Raw genomic sequence first — 16,289 nt, 5'->3', positions numbered from 1 at the left:
AGCGGTTTTGGGACGACGATACGCTCCAGACAGAGAGCGGCAATACCCGCTTCAGGGCAGACTTGCATCGTCGAATCTAACTTGTCAAATGCCATTTATCGGTTAGATTTCGGACATGACGGTATCCTGGACCCCGCACCGCTTCACCGGCGGCCTGCTCGCGCTCGACACGGCGAACACCGTCGTACTGCGTGCCGATCCCAAGAGGACCTTCGACCGTTTTGACGATCCGCGCGAGATCGCCCGCTTCGCGGACGCGGCGAGCGGCTTTCGCGCCGCCGAGCTTGGCGGCAGGCGGCTGGCGGTCTCCGCGCCGACTGCAATCGCGCCGGTCGTGCTGGCGATTCGCGAGGCGACGGACCGGTTGTTTCGCCACGCCGTGTTGAGGGGCGCCGTCGCCACCGATCATCTCTCAGGCTTGCTGGGGGCCTGCGCCGGCGGTCTTGCCGGCAGCCGGACCGAGATCGTAGCGCCCGGAAAGCCGTTCGGCGATCCGGCAACGCCGATCGCATTCGAAGCGGCACTGGCGGTTTCCGCCCTGTCGCTGCTGCGCAACGACACGGTCGCCAGGCTCAGGATCTGCCCCAACTGCACCTGGCTGTTCGTCGACCGCAGCCGCAATTCCAGCCGCCTGTGGTGCGACATGGCGGTCTGCGGCAACCGCCAGAAGGCAAGCCGCCACTATCGCCGCCGCAGGGCGGCCAATGAGGTCAACAATGTCCAGGATTAGCTCTCGTTCAGCCCTGCTCGGCATGGCGCTGATCGCGGCGATGGCGCTCGGCGCCTGCCGCGACACCGGCAAGGACGGTGAAGGCAAGTTGTTCGAGATTTCGGGCAAGATATTCGTCTTCAACTATCGTCTTGCCAGGGCGACCTATGTCGTGACGCTGCGGCCCCTGCGCCCGATGGGAGAGGGCCAGGTCGCGGTCGCCAGCTTCCAGGATCCGGCCGGCGGCGCGCCGTTGGTGGTCGAGCAGAAGGTCTGGCCCAAGCTCGACAAGGTGACGCTGGAGAGCCCGGCTTTGACCTGCGTCGTCAAGAACAAGCCTTATACGATCGCCATCGCCATCAAGGGCTCCGACGGCGCGGTCCTGCAGAAGATCGACACCACGCTGATGTCCACCGAAGACCAGTCCATCCTGCCCGATCGGCCGCTCGTCATTGACCAGCTCTACACCGCCAATCCCGATCTCGTCGGCCACCCCGACGGCAAGCTGCCGGGCGAGCCGAAGCCCGACTGCTCCAAGGGCACCTGACGCTCGCCGCCAAGCCGAAAGGCAAGCGAAATTTTCGTACGCCGGACATTGCTCGCGGGGCGATTTCATACCGGGCAAGGGATGACGGCGGATCGTTCGTTGCGCGTTGCCTGGCACGTCCGATTTCGTTTGACCTGTCTTGCAAGGGGAGAAAGGATGCGTCATCCGATCCCGACGCTGGCTGCCTGCCCCCGCGCGGCCTCCGCAGAGGAAATGCCTGATGACGCTGCACGACGTCGCGCTCGACGACAAGTTCGACCTGGGGAAGGAACGCATCTTCCTGTCCGGCGCCCAGGCGGTCATCCGCATGCTGCTGATGCAGCGCGAGCGCGACCGCCGCGCGGGCCTGGACACGGCCGGCTTCGTCTCCGGCTATCGCGGTTCGCCGCTGGGCGGCCTCGACATGCAGCTGTGGAAGGCAAAAAAACAGCTCGCCCAGGCCGACATCGTCTTCCAGCCCGGCCTTAACGAGGAACTCGCCGCTACCGCCTGCTGGGGATCGCAGCAGGCGGAACTGCTGGGCGAAGGCACCCATGACGGCGTTTTTTCGGTTTGGTACGGCAAGGGTCCGGGGGTCGACCGCTCCGGCGACGTCTTCCGCCACGCCAATCTGGCCGGCTCGTCGAAACATGGCGGTGCGCTCGCTTTGATGGGCGACGACCACATGGCCGAATCCTCGACCAACGCGCATGCCACCGAATTCCTGTTCGTCGACGCCATGGTGCCGATCCTCAACCCGGCCGGTGTCCAGGAGATAATCGATTACGGGCTCTACGGTTTTGCCATGTCGCGCTTCGCCGGCACATGGGCGGCCATCAAATGCGTCAAGGACAACATCGAATCGACGGCCTCGGTCGATGCCTCGATCGAGCGTCTGAACATCGTTAATCCCGAGTTCGACATGCCGCCCGGCGGCCTCAACATCCGCCACGAGATCGACATGCTCGGCCAGGAGGAGCGGCTGCATGAGTACAAGCGCGCCGCCGCGTCGGCCTTCATCCATGCCAACGGGCTGAACCGCGTCGTCTATTCGGGCGGCCGCAATCCCAGGATCGGCATCATCACCATCGGCAAAAGCTATCTCGACGTCCGCCAGGCGCTCGAGGATATCGGCATCGACGAGGCGGCCGCCGGCCGCATCGGCGTGCGGCTGTTCAAAGTCGGTTGCCCCTGGCCGCTCGATTTCCAGCACATTGCCGAGTTCGCGCGCGGCCTCGACACCATCGTCGTCGTCGAGGAGAAGCGTTCGCTGATCGAGGTGCAGCTTCGCGAGAGCCTCTACGGCACCGCCACGCAGCCCGTCATCGTCGGCAAGAGGGACGAGCGCGGCGACTGGCTGTTTCCGGCCAAGGGCGCGCTCGACCCAAACGAGATCGCCATTGCCCTTGGCGAAAGGATCGTGAAAACCATCGGTCCGTCGGAAGAGATTTCAGCGCGGGTGGCGAAGCTGCGCCAGTTCCAGGCCATGCTCGCAGACGCGTCGGACATCGGCTCCCGCACGCCCTTCTTCTGCTCCGGCTGCCCACACAATTCCTCGACCAAGGTGCCGGATGGCTCGATCGCCGCGGCCGGCATCGGCTGCCATTTCATGGCACTGTGGATGGACAGGAATACTGTCGGCTTCACCGCCATGGGTGGCGAGGGGGCGCAGTGGGTCGGCCAGGCGCCCTTTTCCAAGCGCGACCACATTTTCCAGAATCTCGGCGACGGCACCTACAACCACTCCGGCACGCTGGCGATCCGCTTCGCGCTGTCGTCGGGCGCCAACATCACCTACAAGATACTCTATAACGACGCGGTGGCCATGACCGGCGGCCAGCCGCATGAAGGCGGCCTGACGGTGGACATGATCGCCAGGCAGGTGCGAGCCGAAGGGATCGAGCGCATCGCCGTCGTCACCGACGAACCCGACAAATATGCCGGCAAGGTCGAGTTCCCGGCCGGCGCCACCATCCATCACCGCGACGATCTCGACCTCGTCCAGCGCGAGCTGCGCGGCGTCAGCGGGGTTTCGATCCTGCTCTACGACCAGACCTGTGCCGCCGAAAAGCGCCGCCGTCGCAAGCGCGGAACCTTTCCCGATCCCGACAAGCGGGTCTTCATCAACGAACTGGTCTGCGAGGGCTGCGGCGACTGCGGCGTCCAATCGAACTGCGTCTCCATCCAGCCGGTGGAGACCGAGTTCGGCCGCAAGCGCCGGATCGACCAGTCGAGCTGCAACAAGGATTTTTCCTGCGTCAATGGCTTCTGCCCGTCCTTCGTCACGGTGCATGGCGCCAAGATCCGCAAGGCCGAAGGCATCGCCGGCAAGACCGATCCGCTCGACGGCGTTCCAGCAGCCGCCGAATTCCCGCTCGGCGAACAGGGCTGGGCGGCGATCATCGACGGCGTCGGCGGCACCGGCGTCGTCACCGTCGGCGCCGTGCTCGGCATGGCGGCTCATCTCGAAGGCAAGGGCTGCGGCATGATCGACATGGCCGGGCTTGCCCAGAAGGGCGGTTCGGTGTTCACCCATGTCCGCATCGCCCGCACGCCCGATGACATCCATGCCATCCGTGTCTCGGCCGGCAAAGCCGATCTCGTGCTCGGCTGCGATCTCGTCGTGTCGGGCGCCAAGAAGGTGCTGGCCGCGGTGCGCGAGGGCCACACCATCTTCCTCGCCAACACTGCCGAGATCATGCCGGGCGAGTTTGCCCGCTCGGCCGATTTCTCGCTGCCCATCGAACGCTTGAAGAAGGCGATCCGCACTGCTGCCGGCGACGACAAGGCGCATTTCTTCGACGCCACCCGCACAGCCACCGCCCTGTTCGGCAATTCGCTGGGCGCCAACATGTTCATGCTCGGCTTCGCCTTCCAGCATGGCGGTCTGCCGCTGTCGGCGCAAGCCGTCGAAAAGGCGATCGAATTGAACGGCGAGGCGGTGGGGATGAACATCGCCGCCTTCCGCTGGGGCCGCCGCGCCGCGCATCAGCCGGATTTCGTGCGTGGCCTCGTCCAGCCGGGCAAGGACGGCCAACCCGCCACGATTGCCCAGACGCTGGACGAAATCATTGCCCGCCGGATCGCTTTCCTTTCCGCCTATCAGAACGCCGCCTATGGCAAGCGCTACGCCGGCAGGATCGCTGCCCTGCGCGCAGCCGAAGCCAAGGCCGCGCCCGGTTCGAGCGCCGTGACGGAAGCGGCGGCCAGGAACCTGTTCAAGCTGATGGCGATCAAGGACGAATACGAGGTGGCGCGGCTCTATACCGACGGCTCCTTCGCCGCCGAACTCGGCAAGCAGTTCCAGAGTTACGAAAAACTCGAATTCCACCTGGCGCCGCCGATCCTGGGCCGTCGCGGCAATGACGGCAAACCGAGGAAATCGAGCTTTGGTCCCTGGATGATGAAAGGGTTCCGCATGCTGGCGGCGCTGAAGGGCCTGCGCGGGACAGCATTCGACCTGTTCGGCTACACCGCCGAGCGGCGCATGGAGCGGCAATTGCTGGCGCAATATGAGGCCGACCTGCAACGCGTCGCCAACTCGCTGGCGCCGGACACCATCGAGGCCGCCACGGCCCTCGTCTCGGTGCCGGCACTCATCCGCGGTTACGGCCATGTTCGGCAAGCCAGCGCTCAAAAGGCGGCCGGCGAGCGCCAAAGACTGCTCGAGCGCCTGTCCGGCACGTCAGCGAGGGTGGAACTCCAGGCCGCCGAGTGATGGCCTTGTTTACCTAAAGCCCAATTCTCCCAGTCTGTCCTGCTTTGCGCGCCTTCGGCAAGCCGCCCAAAACCGCTGTTCTAAGCCTTTCTTAAGGCGGATGTGAGATGACGAGGCCTAGCGTTGGGCCGACGACATGGGCAGAACAAAGACCGAAAACATCCCAGCGGATGTTTATATCCAGTTTGTGCGGTCGTTGTTCGACAACGCCCACATGCTGGTGATCGGTGGCGTGTGCTACTGGATCCTCGGACTAATGATCTACTTGCGCACGAACAATCCGTTGTTCCTGGCTTTCTCTTTTGTTCTGCTGTCCATCTGCCTTTACCGCTATTTCGGCATTCGCGCCTTCCGGAAGGCAGGCGGTGTAATAGCCGACGTCCAGGAGGCGCATCGGTGGGAGCGCAACTACATCCTCAAGGGCAGCGTGCAGGGCCTCACGTTGGGCGCACTGTGCTTCATATCGATCTATGTCTATCCCGATCCCTTTGCCGAACTGGCCGCGACGTCGCTGGCCATCGCGACCTTGGTGACGGTTGTTGGCCGGAACTACGGCTCTCCCATTATGGTGCGGGTTTTTTCCGTGACCTTCATTGGTCCGGCAGCACTTGCACTTTTGCTGCGCATGGATGTGCCTTCGGTCATTCTCGGGCTGATGATCATCCCGTTGACTTTCGTCACGATCAACAGCGCCGACCACGTCCGCGATGTGCTTTTCTCGGCCGTCATCGGCCACAAGGAAGCGAGGAAGCTCGCGCTCAGATTCGATCGCGCGCTCAATACCATGTCGCATGGTCTCGTCATGCTTGGCCCGGACGGTCGGGTGGCGGTCGCCAATGCCGAGGCCGCGCATCTGATGTCGCTCAAATCGGCCGATGCGCTGCTTGGGCGGTCAATCCATGGTCTCTTGATGCGCGGCGTCGTGGGCGGCATGCTGGCCCCAAAGGACTGCCGCTACATCGAAGCCCAGCTGACGCGTGCATTGCGCGAGGGCCGCGACCGTAAGGTCCTGGTTTCGCTCGCCAATGGCCAACATTACGAATTCTCCGCCCGCGAAGGCAGCCAGGAACTCGGAGTCATCACCTTCGAGGACGTGACGGCGCGCGTCGAGGCGGAAGACAAGATCCGCTTCATGGCCCGCTATGACAATCTCACCGGCCTGCCCAATCGCGCCTATTTCCACGAACTGATCGGCGAGGCGATGGCGTCAGGCGACCGTGACCGCCTCTGCGGCCTTGCCGTGCTCGACCTCGACGATTTCAAGAGCGTCAACGACACGCTCGGGCATCCGATCGGCGATGGATTGATCTACGCGGTGGCCGAGCGTCTTGCCGCCATTGCGGGACAAGGCATCACCGTCAGCCGCTTCGGCGGCGACGAATTCATGGTTTTCTTCGACCGTATAGAGGATGAAAGCCATCTGACCCTTCAGATCGACGAGATCTTTGCAGCGTTGCAAGGGGAGGTGGACGTCGCCGGCCACGGGCTGCGCATCCAGGCCAGCGCCGGCGCCGTGCTGTCGCGGGTCAGGGATACCGACGTCGACGCCATGATCGTCAAGGCGGACCTGGCGCTCTATAAGGCCAAGGAGCTCGGCAAGAACGGCTGGCGGCTGTTCGAGGCCGCCATGGACGCTGCGTTCCGCAACCGCCAGCTGATGAAGGCGGATCTGCGCAGCGCGGTGGAAGGCAAGGCCCTGCGCGTCGTCTACCAGCCGATCGTGGCGATGAGCACGATGCGCATCGCCAGCTGCGAGGCGCTGTGCCGATGGGACCATCCCGACCTCGGGCCGATTTCGCCCGGCATCTTCATTCCGCTGGCGGAGGAAATGGGCATCATTTCCGAGATTAGCACCTTCGTGCTGCAGGCAGCCTGCACCGAATGCGCCAAATGGCCGGACCACACCAGCGTCTCGGTCAATCTCTCCGCCAAGGATTTCCGCAACCGGGACGTCATCCAGAAGGTTCGCGACGCTCTGGTCAGCTCCGGCCTTGCCGCCGGCCGGCTGGAGATCGAGGTCACCGAAACTGCGCTGCTCGATGACAAGTCGCTGACACGTCAATATATCGAGGAACTGAAGCAGATCGGTGTGCGCATCGCACTTGACGATTTCGGTACCGGCTATTCGAGCCTGAGCTATCTGCATAAGCTGCCGCTCGACAAGATCAAGATCGATCGCTCCTTCCTGATGGACGTCACCCAGAGCAAGCGTTCGCTGGAGCTACTGAAGGGCATTGTCAATCTGTCGCGGCCGCTTGGACTTTCGGTGACTGTCGAAGGCGTCGAGACCTTTGAGCAGCTCAAGATCCTGGCCTTGCAAGTGAAACCGGATCTCGTGCAGGGCTTCCTGTTCGGTGCCGCGCTCAGTGCGTCGGGTATCGAGACGATGTCGAATGTCACCTGGCCATTTGCCGCTGACCTGCGTCGCACCGGTAAACGGACGGTCCGTTAGCGCCGTAATTTTCGACTTCGCTCGATTGGATTCCCCGCGCGTTGCGAATCGCAGACGCTCTTTGATGTCGAACTCGTTCAGTGTCGGGATACGGTTCCGCCGCGATTTTGCCTTTGCGCAATGCAGCTGAAAGGGTCCTCCTCAGAGTATGCAGATGTATTCGGAGGCATGATCCACGTCCTCTCAGCGGCAATCGCTCGGACGATTGCTCAGTAAGATATTCTCGGGCGACTCCCGGCCATTAAGGTTAACGGAATGTAAATCAACAAGATCTAAATTTCGGCTTGTGTCTCATTTCAACTCGAATAGCCTATCCTAGGTCGAATTCGAGGACAGACGATGGATGCTGCAACAGCTACAAGGAATGCGTCTGGCGGGGTAAGCACAGCCGGGGATTCGGTGCTGAATCGATCGATGATGCAACTGCTTGAGCATGTCGATTATCGCCTCATTACCGGGGGCGAGGATTTGGAAGCGATTTACCGGCTTCGCTATAAGTCCTATCTGCGCTCCGGCATGTGCGGCCCGCTCGCCAGCGGCATGTTCGAGGATCGCTGGGACAATCTACCCAATTCCTACCGATTCGGTGTCTATTGCTACGGCGAATTGGTGAGCACAATCCGCTTCCATTACATTTCCATCGAGCACCCGAATTCGCCCTCCGTTGATGCCTATCCGGAAATACTGATCGAGCGGCTTGCCCGCGGAGAAACCTTCATCGACGGAACCCGCTTCGCAACCGATCCTGACGCCGCGCCGGCACCCGGAGTGCTGCCGTTTCTGACACTCAGGCTTGCCATGGTGGCCTCGCTCTATTTTGGCCAGAACTCTGTGCTGACGCCGGTCAAGGTCGAGCATTCCAATTTTTATTCTCGTTACTTCAATGCCGTGCAGAGGACCGAGGCTAAGGAGTTTCCGGGCGTTCTTACCCGGATCGCCCTGTTCGAAATCCCCGCCGGCGAAAATATGCGCCTGACGCTCGAACGTTTCCCATTCTTCAGGTCGACGCCCATGGAACAGCGGTTGATGTTCGCCAATCCGGCCATCAATCGGCTGACGCCCTTGTCTATCGTGCCGACGGCGAAATATTATCGTGAGGCCGCCTGAGGCCCCTGATTTTGCAAAGCTCCGGAGCTTTCCGGCCAGATCCGCGTTTTGATGACGGCGGCGCGTTGACGCTCCGCGTCTTCATTTCGACGTATCTGCCAAAAGGACGCCGACATGCATATTTCCCAGCTCGCGCTCACGCCGCTTATCTCGCTGATCGCCGGGGTGCTGATCCTGGTCATGCCACGGCTGCTGAACTACATCGTCGCGCTCTACCTGATCATAGCCGGCCTGCTTGGATTGTTTCCGCACCTCGCCGGCTAAAGACGGACAGCGCGGTTGACGCGCCAGCCGGCTTCGTCCGGGATTGCGCGAAAACAAGCAGCCGGAGCGGTTCGGCGATTCTGCCGAACGCAGGGGCGCTTTGCTTCAAATTTCCCTTGAGGCAGTTGTCGGCTGCGATGCGGCAATAGCGCCATTGCTCTCGGCGCGGCTTTTCGCTATGTGCCTGAAAGATGTCTTCGAAGGGGTATTCCTATGGCTGAGCACACGCCGACCGGTCCTGTCGAACTGGGCGCGAAGATGGACTATGCCGAGCACGACCGCACCTATGCGGGCTTCCTCATGCTGGCCAAATACGGATCACTCTTCTGCGGCGCCATACTTCTGGCGATGGCTTTCGGTTTCTTCGCGGGCGGCTTCTTCTCGGCGACTATCCTGTTCGTCCTGATCATGGCCGTCGGCGCCTTCATTCTGCGATAGTCTTTCCAAAACCCCATTGCCTTTGACGTCGCCGGACGCCCCGGCCGACACTTTGCGCAAACAGGTTCCAGCCGAAAGGATCATGCGGTGGGACAGACGGTTTTCATCCCTCGTGAGCTCGATGCGAACGAGCCGCGCGTCGCGGCTTCGCCCGATACGGTGAAACGGCTGGCCGGCCTGGGTCTTGAAGTGGTTGTGGAGGCCGGTGCCGGCACACGGTCGCGCATTCCCGATGAGGAGTTCGCCAAGGCGGGCGCTTCGATCGGCAAGGCCGGCGATGTGGCCAAGGCCGACGTGGTGCTGAAGGTGCGCCGGCCGACTGATGCGGAGCTGAAAAGCTACAAGTCAGGCGCTGCGGTCATCGCCATCATGGATCCCTATGGCAACGATGCCGCCGTCGCGGCACTGGCCAAGGCCGGGGTGACCGCCTTTGCGATGGAATTCATGCCGCGCATCACGCGCGCCCAGTCGATGGACGTCTTGTCCTCGCAGGCTAACCTTGCCGGCTACCAGGCGGTGATCGACGGCGCTGCCGAATATGACCGGGCGCTGCCGATGATGATGACGGCGGCCGGCACTGTTCCTGCCGCCAAGGTGTTCATCATGGGCGTCGGCGTTGCCGGCCTGCAGGCGATCGCCACAGCGCGCCGGCTCGGCGCAGTCGTCACCGCGACCGATGTGCGCCCCGCCGCCAAGGAACAGGTCGCCTCGCTTGGCGCAAAGTTCCTCGCCGTCGAGGACGAAGAGTTCAAGGCGGCCGAGACCGCCGGCGGCTACGCCAAGGAGATGTCCAGGGATTACCAGGCCAAGCAGGCGGCGCTGACCGCCGAGCACATCGCCAAGCAGGACATCGTCATCACCACGGCGCTGATCCCCGGCCGCCCGGCGCCGAGGCTGGTGTCGGCTGACATGGTCGCCTCGATGAAGCCCGGTTCGGTGATCGTCGATCTTGCTGTGGAGCGCGGCGGCAATGTCGAGGGCGCCGAGGCGGGCAAGATTGTGACGACGGCCAACGGCGTCAAGATCGTCGGCCATCTCAACGTGCCGGGCCGCGTCGCGGCCTCCGCTTCGCTGCTCTACGCCAGGAACCTTTTTGCTTTCCTCGAGACCCTGGTCGACAAGGCGACGAAGACGCTTGCCATCAACCGCGACGACGACCTGGTCAAGGCGACCATGCTGACCGACGGCGGCAAGATCGTCCATCCGGCCTTCGCCAAGGCCGACCAGCAGCCGCCAAAGGGCCAATATATCGAACCGCCGGCGATCCCGGCCAGCACAATGGTCGCCGATGCTTCGGCGCCCAAGAAAGCCGCGCCCAGGAAAGCTGCCGCATCCAAGCACTCGCCGCCAAAGTCGCCCTCGCCAAAGTCGCCCTCGCCCAAGCCGAAAGGGACCGCGTGATGGATCAGACCTTGCAGAAAGCCCTCGACCAGCTCGACCAGGCAAGTGCCGCCGTCCGGCTGGCGGTGCAGAACCTGGCAAATGCTCCCGGCGGCGCTGAGGCGGCCGGCGACGCCGCGCACGCGCTGTCGGGCGGCGCCATCGATCCCTTCGTCTTCCGCCTGGCCATCTTCGTGCTGGCGATCTTCGTCGGCTATTACGTCGTCTGGTCGGTGACGCCTGCGCTGCACACGCCGCTGATGGCCGTCACCAACGCCATCTCCTCGGTCATTGTCGTCGGCGCGCTGCTTGCCGTCGGCATCGCCGCCTCCGGCGTCGCCGCGGGCTTCGGCTTCGTCGCGCTGATGCTGGTGTCGGTCAACATCTTCGGCGGCTTCCTCGTCACCCAGCGCATGCTGGCAATGTACAAGAAGAAGGACAAGTGACGTGACCGTCAATCTCGCCTCCTTCCTCTATCTGGTTTCCGGCATCCTGTTCATCCTGGCGCTGCGCGGCCTGTCGCACCCGACCACCAGCCGGCAAGGCAATCTCTACGGCATGATCGGCATGGGCATCGCCATTGCCACCACGCTGGCGCTGGCCACGCCATCGGCCGGACGCTTCGGCCTGATCGTGCTCGGCCTTGCCATTGGCGGCGGCGTCGGCGCCGTCACGGCCAGGCGCATCGCCATGACCTCGATGCCGCAACTGGTCGCCGCCTTCCACTCGCTCGTCGGCCTTGCCGCCGTGATGGTGGCGGCGGCCGCCATCTATGCGCCGGAAAGCTTCGGCATCGGCACGGCGGGCGACATCCACGCACAGGCGCTGGTCGAAATGAGCCTGGGTGTGGCCATCGGCGCCATCACCTTCACCGGCTCGGTCATCGCCTTCCTGAAGCTTGACGGGCGCATGTCCGGCAAGCCGATCATGATCGGCGGCCGCCATTTCATCAACATCGCGCTTGGCATCGCCTTGGTCGTGCTGATCGTGCTTTTGGTCACCACCGAATCGAAGCTCGTCTTCTGGCTCATCGTTGCCGCATCGCTGGTGCTGGGCGTGCTGCTCATCATCCCCATCGGCGGCGCCGACATGCCGGTGGTGGTGTCGATGCTCAACTCCTATTCGGGTTGGGCGGCCGCGGCTCTGGGCTTCACGCTCGGCAATCTGGCGCTGATCATCACCGGCGCCCTGGTCGGCTCGTCGGGCGCCATCCTGTCCTACATCATGTGCAAGGGCATGAACCGCTCCTTCATCTCCGTCATCCTCGGCGGCTTCGGTGGTGAGACCGCAGCCGCGGGCGCTGATGATGGGATCGAGCGCACGGTCAAGCAGGGCTCGGCCGACGATGCCGCCTATCTGATGATGAACGCACAGAAGGTCATCATCGTGCCGGGCTACGGCATGGCGGTCGCGCAGGCGCAGCATGCGCTGCGCGAGATGGCCGACAAGCTCAAGGCCAATGGCGTCGACGTCAAATACGCCATCCACCCCGTGGCCGGCCGCATGCCGGGCCACATGAACGTGCTCTTGGCCGAAGCCAACGTGCCTTACGACGAAGTGTTCGAGCTCGAGGACATCAATTCCGAATTCGCGCAGGCCGACGTCGCCTATGTCATCGGCGCCAACGACGTCACCAACCCGTCCGCGCGGGACGACAAGTCCTCACCTATTTACGGTATGCCGATCCTCGACGTCGACAAGGCGCGCACCTGCCTGTTCGTCAAACGCTCGCTCGGCTCCGGCTATGCCGGCATCGACAACACGCTGTTCTACAAGGACGGCACCATGATGCTGCTCGGCGACGCCAAGAAGATGACCGAGGAAATCGTCAAGGCCATGGATCACTGACCCGGTCACATCGTCCGCATGAAGAAGCCCGGCTCGCCGGGCTTCTTCATGCGGATTTCAGACGATGTTCAACGGCTGGTCAGGAACACAGCCTCCTCGTCGTCGCGCTGCCTGCCGCCGAGGGCGGCCGCGGCGCTGGCGATGAAGGCGCCGATGACCAGCGACAGGGCGCCGAGGAGCGCAAATGTGGCGCTCGCCTTCCTGGCGGTATCGGCCGCCTGCTGGGCCTTGGCCTTGGCGTCCTGCGCCTTTGCCAGCAGCGTATCGACACGCGTCTTGGCGTCTGCTTCCGACAGGCCGGTGCGTGCCGCGACCAGCTGCGACAGGTATGTCTTGTCCTCGGGCGAAACCTCGCCAGCCGCAGCGCTGGCGACCAGGATGCGCGATGCCTGCGCCGCCGCCGCCGCGTCGTTTTGCGGATTGGCTGCCGCCAGTCTCGCCGCGTCCGCCGGCCTGAACAACGAGTCCACCAGATAGGATGTGGCATTGTCCGTCGATGCCCCGCCTGCATTGGCCGATGCACCGGCCGAAGCGCCCTGGGCGGCGCCGGCGGCCACGCTGGATACAGCCTGGACGCCGGAACCCACAGCCGCCGACAGCGCCGAGCCGAGTACGCCGACGACCAGCAGCGTCGCCAGCGCCCATGCCAGGAAGCCATGAGCCGTATCCCGGAAATAAACCTCGTCGGTATGCACGCCCACCCATTTGGTGCGCAGCCGGCCGGCAAGATAGCCACCGAGGCCGGATGACAGCCATTGCACGACGATCAGCCAGACCGCGGTCGAAACCGCGAAGCTGGTGATAGAGGCGCTTGAGCCCGACCATGGCGAGACCATGCTCAACCCCAGGCCGGAGCCGAGCAGCATCAGGATGAAGGTCAATGTCGAGGCGGCGAAGGCACCGGCGATGATCGGACCCCAGCTGATAGCGGTGGCGGACGATTCCACCGCGCCGGGATCATCCGTGATCGACAGGGTGGACTGCATGACAGCCCCCTATCGCGCGAAAAGCATGATGAGAAGGATGATCGGGATTGGAACCCCGAGTAACCAGAGCAAGATGCCGCGTCCCATGGGAGCCTCCTTCGCCAGGAATTGTGATCGATACTGTCACAATGCTGGAAAGAAGCTTCCGTTCCGGCGGTTCGAATGAATCTCGCAACGGAAACACTGGCGCGACCGACGCGCGCCAATGGTCCCGGGATGACTCCGGATTAAATGTCCAGATTGGCCACCGACAGCGCGTTGTCCTGGATGAACTCGCGCCGCGGCTCGACCTCGTCGCCCATCAGCCGCGAGAACAGGCTGTCGGCGTCGGTGGCGTCGTTTACCTTGACCTGCAGCAGCGAACGCACGTTCGGATCGAGCGTGGTTTCCCAAAGCTGCTCGGCGTTCATCTCGCCCAGGCCCTTGTAGCGCTGCATGGTCAGGCCCTTGCGGCCGGTCGCGAACACCGCGTTGAGCAGTGCCAACGGTCCCGAGATGGGTTCCGAGACATCCTTGCGGCGCAGCACGGGCGGCGCTCCATAGACGTCGCTGAGCCGCTGCGCGTAGCGGTCGAGCTGTCGCGCATCGGCTGAATTGATCAACGCCATATCGAGATGGGCGTATTCCTTGACGCTGCGCACCGTGCGTTCGAACACATAACCGCCGATACCCTCATTCGAAGTCGACATCCGGCCGGTCCAGCCGCGCTCGGTGTCCTCGGCAATGATGTCGAGACGTTGCGCGATCCGCTCCGCCATCGCATTGGCGCGGCCAAGATCGGCGACGACGTCGGCATTGAGCCCGCCGGCGATCGCCGCCTGCTCCACGACGCCTCTGTTGTAGCGCGTGTGCAGGCCGTTGATCAGCTGGCGCACCGCGAGCGCATCGTCGATCGCCGCCCGCAGGTCCTGTCCGGCGCGAACCTCGCCGGAGCCGAGCGTGAGCGAGGCTTCTTCCAGTCCCGAGCCGATCAGGAATTCCTCGAACGCGCTTTCGTTCTTGATGTATTGCGAGCTCTTGCCGCGCGTCACCTTATAAAGCGGCGGCTGGGCGATATAGAGATGGCCGCGTTCGATCAATTCCGGCATTTGCCGGAAGAAGAAGGTGAGCAGCAACGTCCTGATATGCGCGCCGTCGACATCGGCGTCGGTCATCAGGATGATCTTGTGGTAGCGCAGCTTGTCGGCGTTGAATTCGTCCTTGCCGATCGACGTGCCGAGCGCGGTGATCAGCGTGCCGATCATGTCGGAACTGAGCATGCGGTCGAAGCGGGCGCGCTCGACATTGAGGATCTTGCCGCGCAGCGGCAGGATGGCCTGGTTCTGGCGCGAGCGGCCGCCCTTGGCGGAGCCGCCGGCCGAGTCGCCCTCGACGATGAAGATCTCGGACTTCGCCGGATCGCGTTCCTGACAGTCGGCAAGCTTGCCGGGCAGCGAGGTGACGCCCAGCGAGGTCTTGCGGGTGATGTCGCGCGCCTTGCGCGCGGCCTCGCGCGCCGCCGCGGCTTGGATCACCTTCTCGACCACGACCTTGCCTTCGCTCGGATGTTCTTCGAGCCAGGTGCCGAGCGCCTCGTTGACCAGCCCTTCGACCACGGGCCGGACTTCCGAGGAGACCAGCTTGTCCTTGGTCTGCGAGGAGAATTTTGGGTCGGGAACCTTGACCGACAGTACTGCCGTCAGCCCCTCGCGGCAATCGTCGCCGATCAGCGAGACCTTTTCCTTCTTGGTCAGGCCCGAGGAATCGCCATAGCCGGTGATCTGACGCGTCAGGGCGCCGCGAAAACCGGCGAGATGGGTGCCGCCGTCGCGCTGCGGGATGTTGTTGGTGAAGGCCAGCACATTCTCGTGGTAGCTGTCGTTCCACCACATGGCCACTTCGACGGTGATGCCGTCGCGCTCGGCCCTGATGGCGATTGGTTTGTCGATCAGCGGTTTCTTGACCCGGTCGAGATATTTGACGAATTCCTCCAGGCCGCCATCATAGTGCAGCTCATGCCGCACGACGTCGGCGTGGCGGGCGTCGGTTAGCACGATGCGCACGCCCGAATTCAGGAACGCAAGCTCGCGCAGCCGATGCTCCAGCGTGCCGAAATCGAATTCGACCATCGTGAAGGTCTCGGACGACGGAAAGAAGGTGATCTCGCTGCCGCTGCGGCCTTCATAGGTGCCGGGCTGCTTGTCCTGTTCGTAGGTGCCGGTAACGCTCAGCGGCGCGTCGGCATTGCCGTGTGTGAAGCTCATCTCGAAGATCTTGCCATTGCGGCGGATCTTGAGCTTCAGCCAGGCCGACAGGGCGTTGACCACAGAGACGCCGACGCCGTGCAGGCCGCCGGACACTTTGTAGGAGTTCTGGTCGAACTTGCCGCCGGCATGCAGCTGCGTCATGATCACTTCGGCTGCCGAAATGCCTTCGCTGGGATGGATATCGGTGGGAATGCCGCGCCCATTGTCGATGACGGTGACCGAACCGTCGGGATTGAGCGTCACCGTGACGAGATCGGCATGACCGGCCAGTGCCTCGTCGATGGCGTTGTCGACGACCTCATAGACCATGTGATGCAGGCCCGAACCGTCATCGGTGTCGCCGATATACATGCCGGGCCGTTTGCGGACGGCATCCAAGCCCTTCAAAACCTTGATGGAATCTGCGCCGTATTCGGCTTCGGCGCCGTTGGCGTTCTCAGTCTGGTCGCTCATGAAAACCTGTTGTCTAGAGGCGGCTGGTGGAGCGCGAAAAATCGCCCCCGAATCGCGCTTTCAATATTGCCTAGATATAGGCGTTAAAGGTGGTTTTTCCAAGGTTTGCAGGCATTTCCGGGCGGAAAAGCGCACCGTTGGCCAGCTATTGGCGAGAGGCTT

Annotated in this window: 12 protein-coding genes; 10 read left to right on the top strand and 2 right to left on the bottom strand. The window is 63.2% G+C overall.

The window, feature by feature from the left end; all coding sequences use genetic code 11:
• Positions 1–115 precede the first annotated feature (115 nt).
• The 10 genes from FJ490_RS21065 to FJ490_RS21020 all read left to right on the top strand — a co-directional run bounded on the left by FJ490_RS21065 (position 116) and on the right by FJ490_RS21020 (position 12,442).
• The gene (locus FJ490_RS21065; protein WP_140501127.1) at positions 116–730 is read left to right on the top strand and encodes a CGNR zinc finger domain-containing protein; all 615 of its coding nucleotides are present in this window, start codon (positions 116–118) and stop codon (positions 728–730) included.
• Entirely contained in the window at positions 705–1,256 is a 552-nt protein-coding gene (locus tag FJ490_RS21060) for a hypothetical protein (protein ID WP_140501125.1), read from the top strand. Before FJ490_RS21065 ends, FJ490_RS21060 begins: the two co-directional genes overlap by 26 nt.
• A gap of 220 nt (positions 1,257–1,476) precedes the next feature.
• On the top strand, positions 1,477–4,953 hold the full coding sequence (locus FJ490_RS21055; protein WP_140501123.1) for an indolepyruvate ferredoxin oxidoreductase family protein: 3,477 nt from the start codon (positions 1,477–1,479) through the stop codon (positions 4,951–4,953).
• Positions 4,954–5,089: 136 nt separating this feature from the next.
• Positions 5,090–7,405, top strand: coding sequence for an EAL domain-containing protein (locus FJ490_RS21050; protein WP_140525585.1), 2,316 nt, complete (start codon positions 5,090–5,092; stop codon positions 7,403–7,405).
• Positions 7,406–7,744: 339 nt separating this feature from the next.
• Complete coding sequence (locus FJ490_RS21045) at positions 7,745–8,512, top strand: hypothetical protein (protein ID WP_140501119.1); 768 nt, start codon at positions 7,745–7,747, stop codon at positions 8,510–8,512.
• Between the two features lie 114 nt (positions 8,513–8,626).
• Positions 8,627–8,776 carry a DUF3096 domain-containing protein gene (locus FJ490_RS21040; RefSeq protein ID WP_140501117.1) on the top strand — a complete coding sequence of 50 codons (150 nt, stop codon included), beginning with the start codon at positions 8,627–8,629 and terminating at the stop codon, positions 8,774–8,776.
• Positions 8,777–8,989: 213 nt separating this feature from the next.
• Complete coding sequence (locus FJ490_RS21035; protein ID WP_140501115.1) at positions 8,990–9,214, top strand: aa3-type cytochrome c oxidase subunit IV; 225 nt, start codon at positions 8,990–8,992, stop codon at positions 9,212–9,214.
• Positions 9,215–9,301: 87 nt separating this feature from the next.
• On the top strand, positions 9,302–10,615 hold the full coding sequence (locus tag FJ490_RS21030; RefSeq protein WP_140736546.1) for a Re/Si-specific NAD(P)(+) transhydrogenase subunit alpha: 1,314 nt from the start codon (positions 9,302–9,304) through the stop codon (positions 10,613–10,615).
• Complete coding sequence (locus FJ490_RS21025; protein WP_140512858.1) at positions 10,615–11,040, top strand: NAD(P) transhydrogenase subunit alpha; 426 nt, start codon at positions 10,615–10,617, stop codon at positions 11,038–11,040. Before FJ490_RS21030 ends, FJ490_RS21025 begins: the two co-directional genes overlap by 1 nt.
• A gap of 1 nt (position 11,041) precedes the next feature.
• Entirely contained in the window at positions 11,042–12,442 is a 1,401-nt protein-coding gene (locus tag FJ490_RS21020) for an NAD(P)(+) transhydrogenase (Re/Si-specific) subunit beta (RefSeq protein ID WP_140512860.1), read from the top strand.
• Between the two features lie 68 nt (positions 12,443–12,510).
• Here FJ490_RS21020 and FJ490_RS21015 read toward each other — a convergent pair whose 3' ends face one another.
• Positions 12,511–13,428: a hypothetical protein gene (locus FJ490_RS21015; RefSeq protein ID WP_140497276.1), complete on the bottom strand. Its 918-nt coding sequence runs from the start codon at positions 13,426–13,428 to the stop codon at positions 12,511–12,513.
• 227 nt (positions 13,429–13,655) lie between these two features.
• Positions 13,656–16,127 carry a DNA topoisomerase (ATP-hydrolyzing) subunit B gene (gyrB, locus tag FJ490_RS21010; protein WP_140525837.1) on the bottom strand — a complete coding sequence of 824 codons (2,472 nt, stop codon included), beginning with the start codon at positions 16,125–16,127 and terminating at the stop codon, positions 13,656–13,658.
• Positions 16,128–16,289: the final 162 nt, after the last annotated feature.

The organism is Mesorhizobium sp. B2-5-11, from assembly GCF_006440835.1.
In the GTDB taxonomy this organism is placed as follows: Bacteria; Pseudomonadota; Alphaproteobacteria; order Rhizobiales; family Rhizobiaceae; genus Mesorhizobium.
This window is presented reverse-complemented; position numbering and strand designations above follow the sequence as displayed.